19 protein-coding genes are annotated in these 20,227 nt (G+C 40.0%); 7 read left to right on the top strand and 12 right to left on the bottom strand.

The window, feature by feature from the left end:
* Window positions 1–145: 145 nt before the first annotated feature.
* Window positions 146–1,354: a glycoside hydrolase family 99-like domain-containing protein gene (locus K348_RS0104145; protein WP_081852511.1), complete on the top strand. Its 1,209-nt coding sequence runs from the start codon at window positions 146–148 to the stop codon at window positions 1,352–1,354.
* A gap of 95 nt (window positions 1,355–1,449) precedes the next feature.
* Here K348_RS0104145 and K348_RS0104140 read toward each other — a convergent pair whose 3' ends face one another.
* From K348_RS0104140 to gltX, 4 genes are all read right to left on the bottom strand, one after another.
* Window positions 1,450–2,631 carry an aminopeptidase C gene (locus K348_RS0104140; protein ID WP_029903217.1) on the bottom strand — a complete coding sequence of 394 codons (1,182 nt, stop codon included), beginning with the start codon at window positions 2,629–2,631 and terminating at the stop codon, window positions 1,450–1,452.
* A 41-nt stretch (window positions 2,632–2,672) separates the two neighbouring features.
* Complete coding sequence (locus tag K348_RS0104135; RefSeq protein ID WP_029903215.1) at window positions 2,673–4,760, bottom strand: HD family phosphohydrolase; 2,088 nt, start codon at window positions 4,758–4,760, stop codon at window positions 2,673–2,675.
* 70 nt (window positions 4,761–4,830) lie between these two features.
* Window positions 4,831–6,069: a 3-deoxy-D-manno-octulosonic acid transferase gene (locus tag K348_RS0104130; RefSeq protein ID WP_029903213.1), complete on the bottom strand. Its 1,239-nt coding sequence runs from the start codon at window positions 6,067–6,069 to the stop codon at window positions 4,831–4,833.
* Between the two features lie 4 nt (window positions 6,070–6,073).
* Window positions 6,074–7,591 carry a glutamate--tRNA ligase gene (gltX, locus tag K348_RS0104125; RefSeq protein ID WP_029903212.1) on the bottom strand — a complete coding sequence of 506 codons (1,518 nt, stop codon included), beginning with the start codon at window positions 7,589–7,591 and terminating at the stop codon, window positions 6,074–6,076.
* Window positions 7,592–8,063: 472 nt separating this feature from the next.
* Here gltX and K348_RS0104120 point away from each other — a divergent pair, with 472 nt between their 5' ends.
* Complete coding sequence (locus tag K348_RS0104120) at window positions 8,064–8,678, top strand: hypothetical protein (protein ID WP_029903210.1); 615 nt, start codon at window positions 8,064–8,066, stop codon at window positions 8,676–8,678.
* Between the two features lie 145 nt (window positions 8,679–8,823).
* On the opposite strand, the gene K348_RS0104115 is transcribed toward K348_RS0104120, so the two are convergent.
* The 6 genes from K348_RS0104115 to K348_RS0104090 all read right to left on the bottom strand — a co-directional run bounded on the left by K348_RS0104115 (window position 8,824) and on the right by K348_RS0104090 (window position 13,642).
* Window positions 8,824–9,045, bottom strand: a complete 222-nt coding sequence (locus K348_RS0104115; RefSeq protein WP_006800744.1) for a DUF2795 domain-containing protein — start codon at window positions 9,043–9,045, stop codon at window positions 8,824–8,826.
* A gap of 66 nt (window positions 9,046–9,111) precedes the next feature.
* Window positions 9,112–9,672, bottom strand: a complete 561-nt coding sequence (locus tag K348_RS0104110; RefSeq protein WP_029903207.1) for a cob(I)yrinic acid a,c-diamide adenosyltransferase — start codon at window positions 9,670–9,672, stop codon at window positions 9,112–9,114.
* Window positions 9,673–9,684: 12 nt separating this feature from the next.
* Window positions 9,685–10,374: a class I SAM-dependent methyltransferase gene (locus K348_RS0104105; protein WP_029903206.1), complete on the bottom strand. Its 690-nt coding sequence runs from the start codon at window positions 10,372–10,374 to the stop codon at window positions 9,685–9,687.
* Between the two features lies 1 nt (window position 10,375).
* Window positions 10,376–11,062 carry a porin family protein gene (locus tag K348_RS0104100; RefSeq protein WP_029903204.1) on the bottom strand — a complete coding sequence of 229 codons (687 nt, stop codon included), beginning with the start codon at window positions 11,060–11,062 and terminating at the stop codon, window positions 10,376–10,378.
* A 2-nt stretch (window positions 11,063–11,064) separates the two neighbouring features.
* The gene (locus K348_RS0104095; RefSeq protein WP_029903202.1) at window positions 11,065–12,831 is read right to left on the bottom strand and encodes a LysM peptidoglycan-binding domain-containing protein; all 1,767 of its coding nucleotides are present in this window, start codon (window positions 12,829–12,831) and stop codon (window positions 11,065–11,067) included.
* A gap of 79 nt (window positions 12,832–12,910) precedes the next feature.
* Window positions 12,911–13,642 (bottom strand): 1-acyl-sn-glycerol-3-phosphate acyltransferase, encoded by a 732-nt coding sequence (locus K348_RS0104090; RefSeq protein ID WP_029903200.1) that lies wholly within the window; start codon window positions 13,640–13,642, stop codon window positions 12,911–12,913.
* A gap of 272 nt (window positions 13,643–13,914) precedes the next feature.
* Between K348_RS0104090 and K348_RS0104085 the strand changes: the two genes are divergently transcribed.
* Both K348_RS0104085 and uvrB read left to right on the top strand, forming a co-directional pair.
* Complete coding sequence (locus K348_RS0104085) at window positions 13,915–14,535, top strand: porin family protein (RefSeq protein WP_029903198.1); 621 nt, start codon at window positions 13,915–13,917, stop codon at window positions 14,533–14,535.
* Between the two features lie 199 nt (window positions 14,536–14,734).
* Window positions 14,735–16,750, top strand: a complete 2,016-nt coding sequence (gene uvrB, locus K348_RS0104080) for an excinuclease ABC subunit UvrB (RefSeq protein ID WP_029903196.1) — start codon at window positions 14,735–14,737, stop codon at window positions 16,748–16,750.
* A 179-nt stretch (window positions 16,751–16,929) separates the two neighbouring features.
* On the opposite strand, the gene K348_RS0104075 is transcribed toward uvrB, so the two are convergent.
* Complete coding sequence (locus tag K348_RS0104075; protein ID WP_036930181.1) at window positions 16,930–17,586, bottom strand: helix-turn-helix domain-containing protein; 657 nt, start codon at window positions 17,584–17,586, stop codon at window positions 16,930–16,932.
* A 658-nt stretch (window positions 17,587–18,244) separates the two neighbouring features.
* Between K348_RS0104075 and K348_RS18340 the strand changes: the two genes are divergently transcribed.
* Genes K348_RS18340 through K348_RS0104055 form a run of 3 tightly spaced genes read left to right on the top strand, consistent with a single transcriptional unit; the run spans window position 18,245 to window position 19,601 of the window.
* Window positions 18,245–18,637, top strand: coding sequence for a DUF6249 domain-containing protein (locus K348_RS18340; RefSeq protein ID WP_051697617.1), 393 nt, complete (start codon window positions 18,245–18,247; stop codon window positions 18,635–18,637).
* Window positions 18,638–18,645: 8 nt separating this feature from the next.
* Window positions 18,646–19,203, top strand: coding sequence for an RNA polymerase sigma factor (locus K348_RS0104060; protein ID WP_029903190.1), 558 nt, complete (start codon window positions 18,646–18,648; stop codon window positions 19,201–19,203).
* A 53-nt stretch (window positions 19,204–19,256) separates the two neighbouring features.
* Window positions 19,257–19,601: a hypothetical protein gene (locus tag K348_RS0104055; RefSeq protein ID WP_029903188.1), complete on the top strand. Its 345-nt coding sequence runs from the start codon at window positions 19,257–19,259 to the stop codon at window positions 19,599–19,601.
* Window positions 19,602–19,661: 60 nt separating this feature from the next.
* Here the strand turns inward: K348_RS0104055 and K348_RS0104050 are convergent, their stop codons facing one another.
* Window positions 19,662–20,216, bottom strand: coding sequence for an NAD(P)H-dependent oxidoreductase (locus K348_RS0104050; protein WP_029903186.1), 555 nt, complete (start codon window positions 20,214–20,216; stop codon window positions 19,662–19,664).
* Window positions 20,217–20,227: the final 11 nt, after the last annotated feature.

Genomic DNA, 20,227 nt, shown 5'->3' with positions numbered 1-20,227 from the left:
ACAAATAATTTAGGCTTTATTATATTCTACATCTATAAATCAGAAATTTGCTTAATCAATTTTCAAAACAATTATATCAAAAAACAAAATATTGACAATCAATCGTTTTGTATCTTTGACACAGTTTGACCAATTATTAACAACTATGAAAAGTAAATTCAACATTTATTTCCTTGCACTATTTGTTTTTCAACTCATCGGTTTTAACCAATCAAATGCCCAAAATAAAGAAAGCAATACCAAGAAAAAATATGATATAGCAGCATTCCTGTATCCTGCCTACGCTTTTGACGATCCGCGGCTGCGACCTTTCTGGCCTAAAGGTATCGGAGAATGGGAAACTGTAGAATCCGTACAGCAACGCTATCCGGGTCATTACTGGAACAGGAAACCTGTCTGGGGCTGCATAAATGAAGCCGACCCATCCGTTATGGCTATGGAAATCGATGTAGCTACAAAGCATGGTGTAAATGTATTCATTTTCGACTGGTACTGGTATGACGGGCGCCCGTTTATGGAAACAACACTCAATAACGGATTCCTCAAAGCCGATAATGTGGAAAAGATGAAATTCTACCTGATGTGGGCAAACCACGAGGTTAACAATACATGGGATACACGCATATCCAGATTGAATGAACCGAATGTGATCTGGACAGGCAAAGTAGACAGGGAAGAATTTGAAAAGATTTGCAGGCGAAACATCGATAAGTATTTCAAGCATCCGCAGTATTATAAAATAGACGGCAAGCCAGTGTTTATGATCTATGATATTCCTCAACTGATAGAAGGACTTGGCGGACTGGATAAAACCCTCGATGCATTGAGCTGGTTCGAAAAGGAAGCGAAGAAAGCCGGATTCCCGGGACTTGATTTACAACTCACCATGTGGTCTATTAATGTAAATTACAGTGGTCTTGACGGGAATAAAACAGAAAATCCCCAACGCGACTTTGTAAGGAAAATGGGCTTTACAAGTGCTACTCATTACCAGTTTGCTCACTTTACGAATGTCAACCGTGATTATATGGAGATTATGCAGGATGTAAAGAAAGAGTATGACCGTATAGATAAGACTTTCGACCTTAAGTACTATCCGCATGTAAGTGTTGGCTGGGATAACAGTCCGCGCATAGAGCGCAGTGCAGTAGTAAAGAATAATACTCCCGAGAATTTCGGAAAAGCGTTGGAAATAGCGAAAGAGTATGTCGACAATCATCCGAACCAGGCTCCACTGATTACTATTAACAGCTGGAACGAATGGACAGAAACCAGCTATCTGCAGCCATGCAATGTATTTGGCTATGGCTATCTGGAAGCAATAAAGAAAGTATTTATTGACGAAAATAAGTAAACATTAGATGTTTGTGCATTCTGCCAGAATGATTCTGTCAGAAAAGAAAAGCCTGACAAATTAATTGTCAGGCTTTTTAATACTGAGATATAATTTTATTTAATGTTCATCTTATTAGCCATAGCTTTCGGCAACGCATCTTTATGAATCATCACACTCATAGTTTTGTATTTTACAAATGCTTCCGATGCATACCATATACCCTTATAAGCACCGGCTTCACCCCATGAGTTTTTCACAAGATAGTATTTGCTTCCATTTTGATCTTTAACAATACCATATATCTGCATACCATGGTCATCGGTAGTCTCTTGATTATCATAAGCGATCTGGCGCATTTCCTGAGTTATAGTCTTTTCTTTTACAGGACCCTGCTCGATTTTAGTTCTGATACGGTTGTTTTTCTCATTCTGAGAAAGGCCCAGCCAATGTGCCTGATCCGAACCGATATTTTCAGGAGCATCTTCATCAGGGATAACTGCAATTCCGTTGCGTGTAAAACCTATTTCGCTCACATCCGATGCCCATGCTACTGTGTAACCGTTGTTAAGAGCATTATCGATTGCCTGCATCATCTCGTCGATAGGTAAATTATAAGATAAAGACCAACGCCAGTTGTCAGGTATTTCCAGTGCAAAAGGAGTATAGAACGGATGATGTGTGAACGAAGTCAATGAGATATAATTATTAGCATCCAATCCTAAAGACTGACGCAAAGACTCTGCTGTGTAAGATTTTCCCTGATACTGGAAAGTAGCAGGAACAGCTCCGAAATAAGCATCGAGGATACCGTTCAATCCTGATTTCCATACCGGAGACAGACGTCTGTTTTTGTTTTCGTTGATGCCTTTTACATAACCTGCCAGTCCTGCTTCAACTTCACCATGCTTGTGCATAGTTTCTCCGTAATTAAGTCCGGCATAGGTATCATTTGGAATTACGCCATATTCGTTAAGTGTTTCTACAACATCGGCAAATGAACCGCCCTGTGCAAAATTGAGATTACCTCCTACCCTTACAAACTTATCTGCTTTATCTGCATAGTTGCGGCGTACAATATACATTTCAGATAGATCATGTTCGCCTTTACCCATACGGATAACTTCCGATTCGAGGAAAGCGACTCCCGAAAAGCTCCAGCAAGTACCGCTGTTTCCCTGATTTTTGATAGAAGTAATAGGGTTTTCTTTAACTACCGAAAACTGGTAGCCGGTATTCTGAGCTCCGATGCCCAAAGTCAGCAATACTAAAGCTGACAATAAAAATAATTTCTTCATAAATACATTTTAGTTTTATATGGTATTAACACTACATAATTTCATTGTTCGGTTTCCGTTTCATCGCTTTTCTTGAGCTCCGGATAAGCAACACGCATATGGCGCATACTTATAAGCCGTTCGCAAAAGACTTCCTTGGCAATCTCAATATCCTTAAAGGTTATGGGTGCGTTCTTGAAAAGTCCGTCTGTCAGCTGTGCATCGATAAGCCGGTTCACCATTTCGGTAATAGCCTCTTTACTATTGTCCTTAAGACTGCGGGATGCCGCTTCTACCGTGTCGGCCATCATCAGTATAGCTGTTTCACGGGTAAATGGATTAGGGCCGGGATATGTGAAATCTTCTTCATCCACCACTTCTTCGGGATGACTGTTTACATAAGAATTATAGAAGTATTTTGCCTTGCCTTTTCCGTGATGAGTTTCTATAAAGTCTATTATTTGCTGAGGCAGATTATGCTTCTTCGCTATTTTCACACCTTCGGCGACATGGCCTATAATAACCTGTGCGCTTTCTTTCTCTGTAAGGCCTGCATGCGGATTAATCCCTTCAATCTGGTTTTCGGTAAAAAAGATAGGATTTACCATTTTACCTATGTCATGATACAATGCTCCTGTACGTACAAGCGTTGCATTTGCACCGATGCGCTGCGCAACCGAGACAACCAGTGTAGACACCTGCATGGAATGCTGGAATGTGCCGGGAGCTACTTCCGAAAGTTCCTGCAACAACGGCCTGTTGGTATTCGATAGTTCTATCATACTTACCTCGGAAATGAAACCAAAGACCTTCTCGCAAACATATACCAAAAGATAGGCAAAGGATACAAATACGAAATTGATACAGAAATATATATATAGCCTGCCGTTCTCAATAATCAGAGACGGGTCACCTTCGGTGCATAACACCCATGCCGTATATGTAACGATATATGTTACCAATATAAGCAGTGAGCAATAGACAAGTTGCGACCTTTCCGACAGATTTCTCAGACTGAATATACACATATAGCCTATCATTACCTGAATAACGATAAACTGTGCCATTTGTGCCAAAGGCAGCATCAATGCACATATAAGGACAGTGACCATGTGTGTGGTCATTGCCGTTCGTGAATCGATAAATGTACGGATCAGAATAGTAGGTATGGCAAAAGGTACCAGATACATCAGGCTGAACATCTTGACATCAGCCATCAGTCCCGTTATTATAGGGAATATGCCGACCATGATAAGTATGAATATAACATTCTTGCGGTTATTATATTCATGCAAGCGGTAGAATTTCAGGTATATCATCAATGCCATTATCAGCAATGTGATCATAACCAGTTCTCCCAATATCAGCCAGCCGGGTTTTGCCTTTGTACCGACCTTGCTTTCAACTTCCTTATTGTACGAATCGAGAATATTTTTCGTACGGGAGTCAACAATTTCTCCCCGGTCGATTATCTTCTCTCCCGATTGAACTTCTCCATCGTATAAAGCCACCTGCTTAAGCAGTTCTTCTTTCATATTGGTCGACATCTTTTCGTCGAACATAATATTGGGAAGAAGATAATCATTCAGGTTAATAGCTTTCAGATGATTTATATCTACATGCGAAGGAGCATCTGTTATTATCTTTTCATAAGCCTGCTTAGGAGTATAGAAAGATGCCAGATGACGGGTGGAAGATATGTTGTTATTATCATTTCGTAGTTGTATCTGTTTCTTCGTCAACAGCTGTATTTTGTCATAGTCTTCCGCCGGTATGATACCTGCCTTATATACCTCATTCAGCTTCCGGTTTACATAATTTATATATTCGGCTGGAATACTTTTGGCTGATGCATCCTTCGAAAACTGGGATACTGCCTGTTTAGAAACAGTGAGATCAGGAAAGTAATAAGGTTGGTAAGACTTTAGTATACTATCCTTTTCGGCCTCTACCTGTGCATCGGATTTATGTACATGGAAATTAAATGGTGCAGTCAGTAATCCGTACTGCCAAGGTCTGTTTTCGGCATAGGAATATTTGTATTTGCCCTCGCGAGGCAAAAAGTACATAATAATCAGGATAGTGACTATAAAAAATACTGGGGTTGGTATCTTAATCCTTGAATTGAATATCTTATCTATTTGAGCCATAATACTATGGTTTAGAATACAAATCTACAAGAATATTTTTATTATAACTATAAATAAATCCTAAAAGGAGTTATAGCTTAAGAACTTGCATCACCCTGTCTACAACACCACCGTTAGAACGAACATAGTCGCCTGCATGATTTCCGGCCGCGCGAAGACTTTCGTCATATTGAAGAAACTCATCCATAAGGCCTCTGAAAGACTCAGAGTCAGAGACAGAATATCCTCCGCCTTTCTCTATAAGCTGGTGTGCTTCGCGGAACTTCTTGAAGTTAGGCCCGAAAATAACCGGAATATCATATACGGCAGCTTCGAGAAGATTGTGTATCCCTACACCGAATCCCCCGCCAACATATGCTATCTGCCCGTAGCGATAAGCGGATGAAAGCAACCCTATGCTATCGATAATCAGGCAGTCGTAATCGTCCATCATTTCGGGAATTGCATTTGAATAGCGGATATGCGGACGTTGCAGATTACTTTCGATATACTTCAGATGAGCCTCGTTTATTTCATGGGGAGCAATTATCATTTTCAAGTCGGTGGTCATGTTGAAGTAAGGAATGATTACATCCTCATCTTTCGGCCACGAACTGCCGACAACAAATATCTTTTCATTTTCGGCTTTGGCTTTTTTCACCATTGCCTCTACTACATTGAGTTGTTTTGCCTGTTTCTGTATATCCAATACCCTGTCGAAACGGGTATCGCCGCAAACAGCTACATTGGTTACATTGATGCCTTTCAGCAACTCTGCCGATACGGTATCCTGTACACAAATACAGGTATATTTCTTTAGAAGCTTCCTCATATCCATTCCGTACCATTTGAAGAATATCTGTGATGAACGGAAAATAGCAGAAACCATATATACCGGAATGCCTTTCTTATATAACGTATTTACAAAATTGTACCAGAACTCATACTTAATAAAGATAGCCATCTCAGGCTGTACCAATCTGAGGAATTTCTTTACGTTACGTTTCTTATCGAACGGGAGGTAACAAACAATATCTGCCAACGAGTAATCTTTGCGAACCTCATATCCCGACGGGGAGAAAAATGTAAGCAAAATCTTATATTCCGGATGCCTGCTTTTCACCTCTTCAATAATCGGGCGTCCCTGTTCAAATTCTCCGAGCGAAGCTGCATGAAACCATATATATTTTGCTTTAGGGTCTACATTCTCCCTAAGCAATTTGTATGTTTGCTTATGTCCTTTTATCATTTTCCGCGCTTTCTTGTGGAAGGGCGAGATAATGCGAACGACAAACGCATACAGATATATGGCCAGATTATAAAAAAACATCCCTTTAATTTTTGATTTCCTTTACGGCTTTCTCAAGGCGTGCGATTGTTTCGTCCTTACCGATAACTGCAGTGATATCGAACATATGCGGCCCCTTAGATTCACCAACGATAGCAAGACGGAATGCATTCATCACATTACCTAAATGATAGCCTTTCGATTCTATCCATGCCTTTACAATTTCTTCCTGATTATGGGAAGAAAAGTCCTCAATTCCTTTTAGCACTTCGACCAATTCCGTCATTTGTGCAGGAGAGTCTTCTTTCCAACGTTTCTTCACAACCTTTTCATCATAGGATGTAGGGGCAATAAAAAAGAAAGACGACTGATCCCACAATTCCTTAACAAAACTGACACGTTCCTTAACCAGACCGACTACAGTTTCCACATAGCCGATATTTACATCCACCCCTTTTTCTTCTAGGATAGGATAATAAATATTTGCGATTTCAGAATCGGGCCTTAATTGTATATATTGGTGGTTGAACCATTTACCTTTTTCATAATCGAACTTAGCCCCACTCTTGCTGCACTTTTCGAGAGAAAAGAGTTGGATAAGTTCATCCATCGACATTATCTCCTGATCGTTACCCGGATTCCAGCCTAACAAGGCTAAGAAATTGATAACTGCTTCGGGTAAATAACCGCTTTCGCGATAACCGGAAGATATTTCTCCTGTCTTCGGATCTTTCCATTCCAAGGGAAATACAGGAAATCCAAGACGATCGCCGTCACGCTTGCTCAGTTTGCCATTCCCCTCTGGCTTAAGCAACAAAGGAAGATGCGCAAACTGCGGCATCGTTTCTTCCCATCCGAATGCTTTATACAGCAATACATGCAATGGTGCAGAGGGAAGCCATTCTTCACCACGAATAACGTGGGTTATTTCCATCAGATGATCATCTACGATATTGGCAAGATGGTAAGTCGGTAAATTATCGGCCGATTTATACAATACTTTATCATCGAGAACCGACGAATTGTACTTCACTTCGCCACGGATTACATCATTTACTGTTACTTCCTGTTCAGCTTCTATTCTGAAACGCACTACATACTGATTACCGGCATCTATAAGGTTTTTCACCTCCTCTTTATCCATTGTCAGCGAATTGCGCATTTCTCCGCGTGTAGAAGCATCATATTGAAAATTTGGAACTGCAGCGCGCTTCGCTTCCAACTCCTGAGGCGTATCGAATGCTATATAAGCAGCCCCTTTTTCGACGAGCATATCTACATATTTTCTGTATATCTCTTTTCTGTCCGACTGGCGGTACGGAGCATAAGCTCCTCCCAAATGGGTTCCTTCATCGAATTGAAGGCCAAGCCATGTAAGAGATTCTATAATATATTCTTCGGCACCCGGCACAAAACGCTGCGAATCGGTATCTTCGATACGCAGGACAAAATCTCCGCCATGTTTCTTTGCAAACAGGTAATTATATAGCGCCGTACGTACTCCGCCAATGTGCAGAGGTCCTGTAGGGCTCGGTGCAAAACGCACCCTCACTTTTTGAGCCATAACATTTTGTTTAAATCAAGGCTACAAAAGTATATAAAATATCCCGAAATAGTAAGTCATCGCTTAAAATACCCATCTGTTTTGCTCAATTTAATATTCTGTTCAAATTAAGAAGTAAGATTGGATATAAGTTTTCATTATTTTTTAAAACTAAAATATAATAACAAACTTATCAGCAATTAAAAAGAATATTCTTTCCCTTACTTTATATAAAGATAAAGTTTCTGAATAAAAAAACAGGCTGCCCGAATCTTTTCCGGTAGCCTGTTATTCTTTTTGAATAAGAATGTCAGTATTTATCTTCGTTGAAAAATCTATTTCAATGATTAGTCTGTTTATTATCAATGTATTAATTCTTTTAGATGAGTATTTAGTGTAACTTATTAACTGGTATAATGTGATTACTAATTATTTTTTTTATTTTTCTATATTAAAGGTTATATTTGTGCTAAAAACTCTAAATTAATACTTTATGAAAAAATTTATTGTCTTGTTTCTTTTTTTATCTATCATCCCATGTCTAATATTTGGCTTTCCAAGAGGTGACATAAAATTACCTAAAAAAATCGGAATTAATTTTCAATCGATAAATAAGGAATATGAAAGCAATAAACCATATGATAAAGTTTTAGAGATAATTGGTAATATTCAAATCAATAATTTGAGGGAGGTGTTTAGGAAAATTAAGCCTAGTGGCTACTACCACGAAGAATCTAAATCCTTTTACTCTTCATTTGGTGAAAAAATTGTTCCGGCATTTCCAGAACACTATAAAAAAGGTGACACTATCAGGATAATTGGTTTTACACGAGCTGCCGATTTTTTACAAAAGACGATGGATATCCAGATCATCAGAAAGGATGAGAATACAACCATAATCAGATTGGTAAACTCTAATACAGATATATCTAGAGGTGATTTTCAAAAAGCAGATCTTGATGTTTCTCAATTGACCACATCTACATCGAAAAAAGTAAATTATAGTCCCAATAATATAATTCTACAATCAGGTCAGCCCGAATATGCTGAATGGGAAGAAAGGGCAATTAAAAACTTTGAAAAGATTATTTTTAAATATGTCAAATAAGTTCACATTGATAGTTCGCCAATGTAGCTTTACTTTCTGGGCACTGTTGTGAGAAATGTTATCGAATAAAAACAACAATTGGAGTAACGCCTTATGTTACTCCAATTTGTGTATATCTGTTATTATTCTTTAAACAGATTAAAGATTAATATTCGTCCTCGTTAAAGAAAAAGTCTTCTTTGCTCGGATAATCGGGCCAGATATCTTCGATAGTATCAAAGATCTCATCTTCATCCTCAATCTCCTGTAAGTTTTCTATAACCTCTAAAGGAGCGCCTGAACGTTGAGCATAGTCAATCAACTCTTCCTTTGTTGCAGGCCACGGTGCATCTTCCAATTTCGATGCGAGTTCTAAAGTCCAGTACATAGTTATTTTAGTTTTATTTGATTGTCAGTTTGGTTATAATTTTTCGCAAAAATAGAACAATATTTCTTATATCAAAGACTGATTCCAAAATATTTCTTTTCCTTTCTTATTACTTTCCTTTCTTGCCAGCAGAAAAAAGTAGTCGGAAAGACGATTTACAAACATAAGAATCTGATCGTCAACAGGAAATACTTCCTTCACTCTGTATATGCAACGTTCGGTCCTGCGACACACCGTACGACAAATATGTGCTCTCGCAGCAGACTCACTTCCTCCCGGAAGTACAAATTGGCTCAAAGGCGGCAACTCGCTGTCCATTCTGTCCATTTCTGTTTCCAGCAAAGCGATATCTCGATCTGTTATAATGCTTGCTTCTTTAGGCGGCGTAGTTTCGGTATCGGTGGCGAGATACGATCCCACATTAAATAGTTTATTCTGGATGTATAACAATACTTCCATATCATGTCCTTCATCGATTTCCGCCATCAGAAATCCTATAAAAGAATTCAGTTCGTCGGTCGTTCCATACGCTTCGAGCCTTATATGGGCTTTAGGCACACGTTTTCCGCCGACAAGGGAAGTCAACCCTTTGTCTCCTGTTTTAGTATAAACTAAGCTTTTTTTCATCTTTCGATTATTTTAGAAACTGATCTGATAATCCCATCTGTACAGCCGTTTGTCGAAAAAGATAATGCCAACGTTAAATAAATCCAGCACTGCCGTTCTCGACTCCATGCTTATAATATTCCTCCATAACATTTGATAACGTTTATTTGTTCGGATGCCTTTCACAATAATAAATGTCTTCTGATGTGAAAGTTCAGATAAATAGTTGTTTATGTCAGGTAGAAAATCACTATAATTATTCAAATCGATAAATATACAATCCTGTTTCTCTTTCAAAGCAGGTAATCCGGCACCGGTATACAGATCTATTTTCCTGTCGCAGTTATCGATTATTTTCCGGGCTAAGGTATATTTTCGATCCGACATCTCCACACTTGTACAGGTACTATCCGGAAACGGTGCTGTCATACAAACAGTATTTATTCCATAGCCGGCACCTATATCAAGTACATGTTTTACTTCAAAATGATTGGCCAACCTATATGTCAGCTTATTCAATTTATCCAGCCTGAAACTCTTTTCTGTCTGGGAGTTGTCTAAGATTGATTTTATGTTCTTATAAGCCTGATAGGGCGTCTTGTCTTCTATCACCTTTGTGATAAGGTCGAATACGAAAGGAGAATGAATACCATGTCCACGGTGGTGGCGTATCTTATATAATAATTTTAGTCCAGTCTTCGAAAGCTTGTATATACGCGGCATATCAGAATAGCTTAACGTAATAGGTCAATTTAGCTGAAATCACTCTGTTGGCAGAACGATTGAAAAAATCTGATTTTTTATTATTATATATGTCTCCTAATCCAAATGTATAACGCCCTTCCAGCGCAAAATAACCGATACCCGTCCTGAACTCGAGCCCCATACCTCCCATAAGCGAATAATCGAGTTTACGTTCCGCCATACGGTAGTATTGGTGCGTCATCTCGTTGGCCGGAAGGTTACCGCTTTGGAGCAGATCAGTCAAAGCCTGATTCATTTTCTCGCTGTCGCTTATCAGGTAGCCGATCTTAGGCCCCAGATTGACAAAGAAACGCACTTTGTTTCCGAAATAAATATGTGTCAGTATAGGCAATTCTATATAATTCAACTGATGCGAATGCTCCAGCATCAACGGATTTTCTTTCCAGTTTTGCTCCCACCCCTGTTGAGTATAATTCAACTCGGCAATCAGTCCGAGATTCTTTTCCGAAATATAGCGTATGGCAAGCCCGCCGTGAAACTGCTGCTTGTTTTTCGTACTTACACCAGGGTCAAAGCTTACAGAAGAAAACGTAGGCCCGAATCCGACACCGACATTCCATTCGGCCTCAAATTTTTTATTCTGACCGTTTACAATAATTGCAAAAAGCGTTGATAACAGTAGTAAAACGATATGCTTGCTTGTCATTATTATCTGCTTATATCTATTTTTTCGATTGTAGAATCTGTTTTATATCTGATCAGATAAATTCCCTTATTGACATAACCTCCGTTATTGCCCGACTGCTCCATATGTATGGCAGACTGTAACGTCTTTACGCTGACGTTCGGGATATTGCTTTCGAAGTTGCTTCCAAAGCGGCTCAATGCCGTCAGAAAGTAAAGCCCCGTATCGTAACCCAGATAGCCGTATTTAGGGAAAGAATTTACCAGATTTTTGTTATACCATAATTTATATTCGGTAACGAACTCTTTGACATCATTTTGTTGTTCGTCCAAAAAGAATATACTATAAATCTCGGAATCGTATTTATGCAAATTAGCAGTATATTGCGTATATGTCTGCCACTCAGGATACCCGAATAAAGTAACAGCCTCGGTGGTCAGTGAATTCATCGACCAGAGCACTTTACGCAAAGTAGCCTCGGATGAAGAAGTAGGTACAAGCACATTTCTTTTGATGCCTTCTATTTCATTTCTGACATCATCTACAAGGCTGGCCGTACTTGCTGTTGTCTTGTATTGTATACCGGCTTTTGTCAGTTCCTTTTTCAGTTCGTTGGTAAAGTCCGATTTATCATTATTTGAACCTGCCTCATTTACAAATATGATATTGTAGCCCTCATACTGGTCTTTAAACGCAGAAATCACTTCGCTGTATAAGGCCGAGTGAGATGTTGTCAGTTGATACAATGTAGGTGAAGACTGCATACCGTCAGCCGTGCCGAAAGGTATGGCATATTTAATACCTGTTTTCTTAGAAAATTTTGTCAACACGTCGATTTGTTGCTTAGACACTCCACCTATTATAAGGTGCAGGTTCTGCATCTCGTATGTATCCAAAAGGCTCTCCAGTTTCTTTGTATTTCTTTCAGGGCCTATATCGAAAGCATAGACTTCTGCATTCAACCCCTTGCTCTTCATTTCTTTTAAAGCTATTAAAAATCCCTGATAATATTCGGCAAGCTTATCTTTAGTTACACTTCCGCTTTTATCGAGAAACGGAAGAAGAACTCCTACTCTCACCATTTCGCCTTTCTGTGCATATGGAGTTTCCCTAATCGATGTATTTTGTCCGGATGCTATTACAACCGGCTCCGAAATTTGTTTTCGAGGGATAAAAATAGTCATTCCTTCTTTCAGCCCTTTTTGGGCCAAAGACGGATTTGCATTAAGTATCGCTTGTTCCGATATATTATGTTTTCTGGCTATACCGTAAAGCGTTTCCTTTTTCTGTACCTTGTATTCTATATCTTTAGAGGCATATCCGATATTCGGCCCCGAAGAGGAAGATGTTCCTTTCGATTTAGGTATTCTGATCAGCCTTCCCGAACGGAAATTATTCTCATCGATTCCCGGATTAGCTTTTTTGATATCATTCTCCGACACATTATACATTTTCGCTACCGAGTATAATGTTTCTTTTGCTTCGATGCGGTGATCGCTGTACTGCATTGCATTTGCCGCAGGTACATTAAGCTTTTCTCCTGTTCTGATACCATTCTCGGCTTTCGGGTTAAGCCTGTATATTTCCTTTACGGTAGTACTGTATTTATTAGCAATAGAATATACATTTTCCCCCTGCGCTACCGTATGTAATATAATATTGTTGTTTGGATTCTGTGTCGTATTTTCAATTCCGGCTGCAATCATATCACAATTACCGGCAGCTGACAAATTGCAAAACATTGTCGCCGACAGTATAAATGATAGAAAAAAGATGTTCTTTAACTTCATGTCGATTGTTGTTAAGTAAGGCACAAAAGTACAAAAAAATGAGTTTGTATTAAGTTATAACGTTTTTAATTAGTCTTTGTTATTTATATTTCTCCCACAATCCTGAATAGATGATACTTTGACACTTATCCATCAGCACGTTCATAGACTCTTTTTCTACTGTTTCGGCAGGAATGAGGTCATGTATTACCAGTTCCATTTTTGAAGGATTTATAAGATATGTATTTATTTTCATTACATCATACGGCCCGTTTACAGTGATTGGTACAATAGGAAGTCCCATTTGCTTTGCTATTACAAAAGCGCCTTTCTTAAAGCTGTCCATTTTCCCGGTACGTGTCCTTGCCCCTTCAGGAAATATGGTAACCGATGCGCCGTCTGTCAGTTCCGATTTTGCTTTGTCGATAGAATTAAGCATAGATCTCAGGCTCGAATGATCGACAAATATATGACCTGCTATTTCCGATGCTTTTCCTACAAAAGGTATTTTACGCAGTTCCTGCTTCTGCATCCATTTGATATTTTGCCCCAGATAACCGTAAATAAGGAATATATCGAAAGCTCCCTGATGATTGGCAACAAAAACATAGGACTGTTTCGGATCGATTGTGCCTTTCCTTGTCACTTTTATCTTGCTCAATGTTAATCTACAGGCCAGTTTAGACCAGTATCTTGGCGGATTGTATCTCCAGAATGAGTTTTTGCTGACAAGGCATCCTATCATGACTGTAATTGCCGTAGCTATTGTGGCCAAAATAAATATGGGAGCAAATATAAACAGCTGATAAAGAAAAAAAACTACTTTCTTCATATTCATGATATTCCGGTTCGATATGCAAAAATACATTTTTAATTAAAAGTATATTTAAAAATATCATATGAAGTTATTCACATTCTGAAATCTAATACTTAATGTATAGATAAAGTTTTCCTCCTTTATTTACCTCGTATACTAAATAAATGCTTTGGTATACTAAATACGGCATTTCGTCCACTCTCAAAAATCCGCTTCTTTCCCTGCTATATCTTCGCAGTATAATCATAAAACAAATAACAAATTATAAACAATAAAAATTTACCATTATGAAAAAGCTAATCTTATTATCAGCAGTTCTTTGTTTAGTATCAACTATCAGTGCACAAATCCGTTTTGGCGTAAAAGCAGGAACTAATCTATCCCAACTATATGTTAGCGGTGAAAGACAGGGCATAAATGCAGAGCAGTATAAAGGCCGCGTTAGTTACCACTTCGGCGGAATGATGGAATATTCCCTTTCTGAAATGTTTGCCATACAACCCGAATTCATGTACACAAATGCAGGAGCAAACCTTAAGAGCGACAACTCTTTCGGAATGACAGACGGACATATAACGATCAATACTCTTCAACTTCCCGTTAACCTGAAAGCTTCTTTTCCTCTCGGCAATAATAAGCTATTTGTTTACGCCGGCCCTTATGTAGGATATAACCTCTATGGAAAAGCCAAAGGCAAAATAAACGGTAAAACCGAAGACACAGAGATATTCACCAAAGGCTCGAACATGAAACGCTGGGATTACGGTGTAGGTATCGGAGTAGGTATGGAAGTAAAACAGTTTGTCGTGAGCCTGAATAATCAGATAGGACTTGCCGATATCAACGGCGCCAAAGATGCGAAAATGAAGTCAGGCAATATTTCACTATCTGTAGGATACTTCTTCTAGCCAACACATTACTAACTTAACGGCAGGGATAAGCTTCGGTTTATCCCTGCTTTGTTTAATAAATGCCTAATATGTCTTATATTCGCTCTAATAATCAGTGTTCTGGCATCTTATTTGTATATAAAGAGTTAATAGTAATCATTATAAAAAGAAAGTACGCAAATCTTATTATCTTTGGCTTACGAAAGGGTAAACTACAATGGATTTCAAATTAACGTCTAACTACAGCCCTACCGGAGACCAGCCTGCTGCAATCGCTGCTCTTTCGGAAGGTATTTTACAGAATGTTCCTTCACAAACATTGCTCGGTGTAACCGGTTCGGGTAAAACATTTACCGTAGCCAATGTCATCCAGAATGTGAAGAAACCTACCTTGGTACTCAGCCACAACAAGACGCTGGCAGCACAGTTGTATAGTGAGTTCAAGACATTCTTCCCCGATAATGCGGTTGAATACTTCGTATCTTACTACGACTACTACCAGCCCGAGGCTTACATACCGTCTACCAACACCTATATAGAGAAAGACCTCTCGATAAACGAAGAGATAGAAAAGTTGCGTCTGGCAACTACCACTTCTCTCTTGTCGGGCAGGCGCGATGTGATAGTTGTATCATCCGTTTCGTGCCTTTACGGTATGGGTAACCCCGAAGACTTTGAGAACTCCACTATAGCTATCCATGTCGGACAAAAGTTGGTTCGCGATGTATTTCTCAGAGCACTCGTCAGTGCACTATATTCCCGCAATGAAGTTGATCCCAAAGCCGGGAACTTCCGGGTGAAAGGCGATACGGTCGATGTCTTTCTTGCCTATGGCGACCCCGTAGTACGTGTAGTGTTCTGGGGCGATGAGATAGAGAGCATCGAGTGCCTCGATCCGTTGAGCGGTGTAAAGATAGACGAGTATAAGGACTTCCGCATTTATCCTGCCAACCTCTTCGTGACTACCAAAGACCGTATGGTGAGAGCCATCTCGGAAATAGATATAGACCTCGGACGTCAGGTCGACTTCTTCCAGTCGGTAGGGAAACCCCTCGAAGCAAAGCGGCTTTATGAGCGCGTGACTTACGATCTGGAGATGATCCGCGAAGTGGGGCATTGTTCAGGTATAGAAAACTATTCCCGTTACTTCGACAACCGTAAACCGGGTACTCGTCCGTTCTGCCTGCTCGACTTCTTCCCCGACGACTTTATGCTGGTAATAGACGAAAGCCATGTTACCATCCCGCAGATAAGGGCGATGTACGGAGGCGACCATTCCCGTAAGGAAAACCTTGTCGAATACGGTTTCCGGCTTCCGGCAGCGCTCGACAACAGGCCGTTGAAGTTCGAAGAATTCGAATCGCTGGTTCCGCAAACTATATATGTGAGCGCTACGCCTGCTGATTATGAACTGATGAAGTCGGAAGGTATTGTTGTAGAACAGCTGATCCGTCCTACAGGACTACTCGATCCTCCTATCGATGTGCGCCCGAGCCTCAACCAGATAGACGACCTCATGGAAGAAATACAGATGCGGGTGGAAAAGAACGAGCGTACCCTCGTGACTACTCTTACCAAGCGCATGGCCGAGGAACTGACGACTTACCTCTCTAATAACGATATCAAGTGCAGCTACATTCACTCCGATGTGGATACCCTCGACCGCGTGCAGATTATGGATGACCTGCGCACAGGTACTTTCGATGTACTGGTCGGAGTCAACCTCTTGCGTGAAGGCCTCGACCTGCCCGAAGTATCTCTTGTTGCTATCCTCGATGCCGATAAGGAAGGTTTTCTGCGTTCGCACCGTTCGCTAACCCAGACTGTTGGACGTGCTGCCCGTAATGTAAACGGCAAGGTAATCTTTTATGCCGACAAGATTACAGATAGTATGGAAAAGACGATCAATGAAACCAACCGTCGCCGCGAGATACAAATGGAATACAACGAAGAGCACGGTATCACGCCTCAACAAATACGCAAGGCTCAGACTTCGGTATTCAGTCTCCGAAAAATGGAAGAGGTATCTGTCCGTAATTATAGTCAGGAAAGTGCAATCGCTATTGCCTCCGAAGATAAGATACAATATATGTCTAAAGATGATCTGAAAAAGGCTATCGAAAAAGCCCGTAAGCAAATGAGCGCTGCTGCTAAAAGACTCGAGTTCCTCGAAGCGGCACAGTTTCGCGATCAGATTATCAGACTGGAAGACGAACTGAAATCGAAGCAGTAACGAAAAATCAATTTGTAAATTAGCAAATGTGCCGATATGTCAATGGAATAAAGAGTTACTCATAATTAATAACATTCAATCATTCTTACATTTATTAACTATATATTGTTAAAAAGTAACGAAAGTAACAGATATCAATGTAATAATTTCTTAATGTGCCAATATGCCAATGATTAAAATCATCCTCTTCTGGTATATCCCGGAGGTAAACAGCAATCGATGGATGAAGGCAATATTTCCGATCTTTCCTGTTTCTTCGATTCTATCCTATTCATTTGCGCTTTTTTCTCACGTTCCATTTTCAACTCTTCATCTACTGCTGCAACTATCTCTGCATCTTCTGCTCCGCCTGTACGGAAATCATTCTTGCGAAAAATCATAAGTTGTCGTTTTGTTTCTTCGTCGGGTACTTCTATTATTAACGGGCGTTGCTGTGAGGGTTGTTCTGCTTTCTTTTCTTTCATCTTATCGTTGCGTTCGAGTACATACCTGATAGCGCGGATGCTCGGGGCACAGTGTTTTTTCTTTACTACCCTGTTTTTTTCAATATCCTCGGTAGGATTATTTTTATCGGGAACATAGGTTATCCGTTCTTCTTTCTGTATATAACCTTCGAGCAGCTGTTTCAATCCCATACGGGCGGATGACACCAGTGATTCTTCGCGGTGGTCGATAGCGGCTTCTACCGCTTCGTTAAATTCGGGCTTTGTTTTTCTCCATTCGTAGAATGTTTTCGGGGCGATGTGGAGTATTTTACAGATTTCGGAGATGCCGAATAGGTCTTGTTCTATCATTTCTATGATACGGGCTGCGAGTTTGTTGTTGAATTTTGACATGATGATAATGTTTTAAAGGGTTTTCTTGTATAGATAAATCTTTTTAATGTTCATTTTGGCATTGCCCAAAACGAACCAAAAGGCTAGCGCTTCGTTGCTCGCCTATCCGAATTCGTCTTGTTTCCTAAACCAAATAAACTTGCCTATTGGCAAAATTTGGTTTTTAACGGCAACTGCACCGTTCGGATAACGGCTGCGCGACTAATGCGCATTGGCTGACGCATGTCAAGAATTACAAACTGGTCTCAGGTCTTCTTTAATTCTTGTCGTCGCATTGCGATTCCGGCCTCTTTCCCGCAAGCGGGGCACCCGTCCGGTACAGACGGCGTGGAAAGGGACGGGGCGATAGCCCGTGTGTCACTTTCAGCCGGCAAGCCGTTGACGGGTCGCTGAGGGATAAAGCCTTGATTTTTTGCTTCGTTTTGCATCAAGGCAAAATGAAGAACAAGCCGATAGGCGCGGTAGTGAGAATTACAAAACAGATTTTCAGCCGAGCATAAAAATTCCTTATTTATATTCAAAAACCTTACCCATTATCACCTATATTTGTATCTATAAAAGCCAATTAAAAAATATTTCAATAAATCTGTAACCAAATATGACCACATGTAGTCATATATTCGAAAGCAGATTATTAACAACATAAATATTGAACATTATGTATGACGCAGATTTTTTGGGGAGCTTAATCCCTATAGTAGCAATTATCTGTAGTGTAGCCCTACCGATAGCTTTTGGCATGTATCTGGGATTGAAGTCTATAAATGCAAAACACTCCGAGCGGATGGAACTGATAAGACAAGGCATCATTCCGCCCGAAAAAACCAAACCGACGCCTAATAAATACCGCTCATTGCGCAATGGTATCCTGTGTATAGGTATAGCTATTGGATTTATCGTTGCACTGATAATAGCAAGAGTAATGGATTTAGGGGCAGATGAAGCCTTCTGGGTAATTGGAGCGGGTGTGTTACTGTTCCTCGGTATTGCCTATGTCAGCTTCTTTATGCTGGTCAAAAACAAAAAAGAATTTGACGACGACGCTGAATAGAAGTATAGATGAATGAAAAGCAACAAATACAAAAAGTGCTGAAGGGGGATACTTCTGCCTTCGGCTACTTTGTAGACACATATCAGGACATGGCTGTTACAATAGCTTTCCGCGTCTGCGGCAACAGACAGGATGCAGAAGATATCGTACAGAATGCCTTTGTGAAAGCTTTTCATAATCTTCATTCATTCAGGTTGGACAGCAAATTCTCTACTTGGTTTTACCGCATCGTATATAATCAGGCGATAACGGAAATCCGCGGAAGTACGCATAATACCGAGTTTGTGGACTACAAGGTGATCGATCTGAACGATTCATATTCCGATATGGATACAATGACGCAGGTAGAAGAAAAAGAACGAAAGGAACTTGTAAATCAGGCGATGGAGCGAATGCCCAAGGATGAAGCGGTTATTCTCACGCTCTATTATCTTGAAGATAATCCGGTAAAAGAGATTGTAAAGATAACAGGCCTGACCGATGCAAATGTGAAAGTGAAATTATACAGGGCACGCAAGCGGTTTGCCGATGCCATAAACCTGCTGATGAAGCATGAAACGACTTAGCTTTTCGCGCTTACGGGAATTTTTATATATTCGAAACAGAAAAGGAAGATATAATGAAAAAAGATGATAAAATAAATGAATTGTTGTCGGGCACAAAGATAAAAGCCAGTGAAAATCTGAAATTCAGGATTATGCACCAGCTGGAAGCAGAACAGGCCCTCATTCCGAAGAAGAAAGTGAAAAGTCGTCCTGTACTTGGAAGCATGTTCTCTATTTTCGGGATAATGTATGCCATCATTGCAGCAATCGGTCTGGGTATGTATTTCACATCGGGAATCGAAGCGTTGAAATCACCCGGTTTCTACATAATGGTGATTCTGGTATCCTGTGTATGCAGCGTCTTCTGGATGATATCGGTATATGACGACCGACGCCGCAGCAAAATGAAAATGAAATGATAAACCATAAATAAGAAAAGCAGGGCTTAAGAAATTGAGCCCTGCTTTTTTATTATATAATTACTCGAATGCTTTCTCTACCTTTTCCAGAAAATTTAGCCTGTCCTCATCCGTACCTTTCGATGTACCTTCACAAGTCAGCCATTTGGCATTCCGTATTCCTACCGGATTGAGCATATCGCCGATAAATCCGTTTTCTATGGCATTCTTGAAGTTGGGGCTTGGCTTCTCCGACGTGGTTATTACCAGCGCCTTATCTATTTTGAGTAATGGGTTGAAACCACCTTCATAGTTAAAGGCAAAATCTTTGAGCAGCACTTTATCGAAAAAACCTTTCAGTATGGCAGGCATTGTATTCCACCAGTTGGGAAAAATAAATACCATTTCATCGGATTTAGCGATGTATTCGTGATATTTAGTAATTAACGGGTCTAAGGCTTTTCCCTGATTATATACGGCGAGCTCTTCTTCCGTAAATACAGGATTGAAATTATCTTTATAAAGGTCGATTACCTGATAAGGCCTGTTCACTTGAGCCAGTTTTGCTGTAATCGTATCCAGAATCGCCTTATTGAAACTACCATGCCATGGATGGCTGAAAACTATCGTTACCATTGTCTTATAAT

Source organism: Prevotella sp. 10(H) (assembly GCF_000711235.1).
GTDB lineage: Bacteria > Bacteroidota > Bacteroidia > Bacteroidales > Dysgonomonadaceae > Dysgonomonas.
The sequence above is the reverse complement of the archived record's forward strand: the minus strand, read 5'-3'. Positions and strand labels throughout refer to the sequence as shown.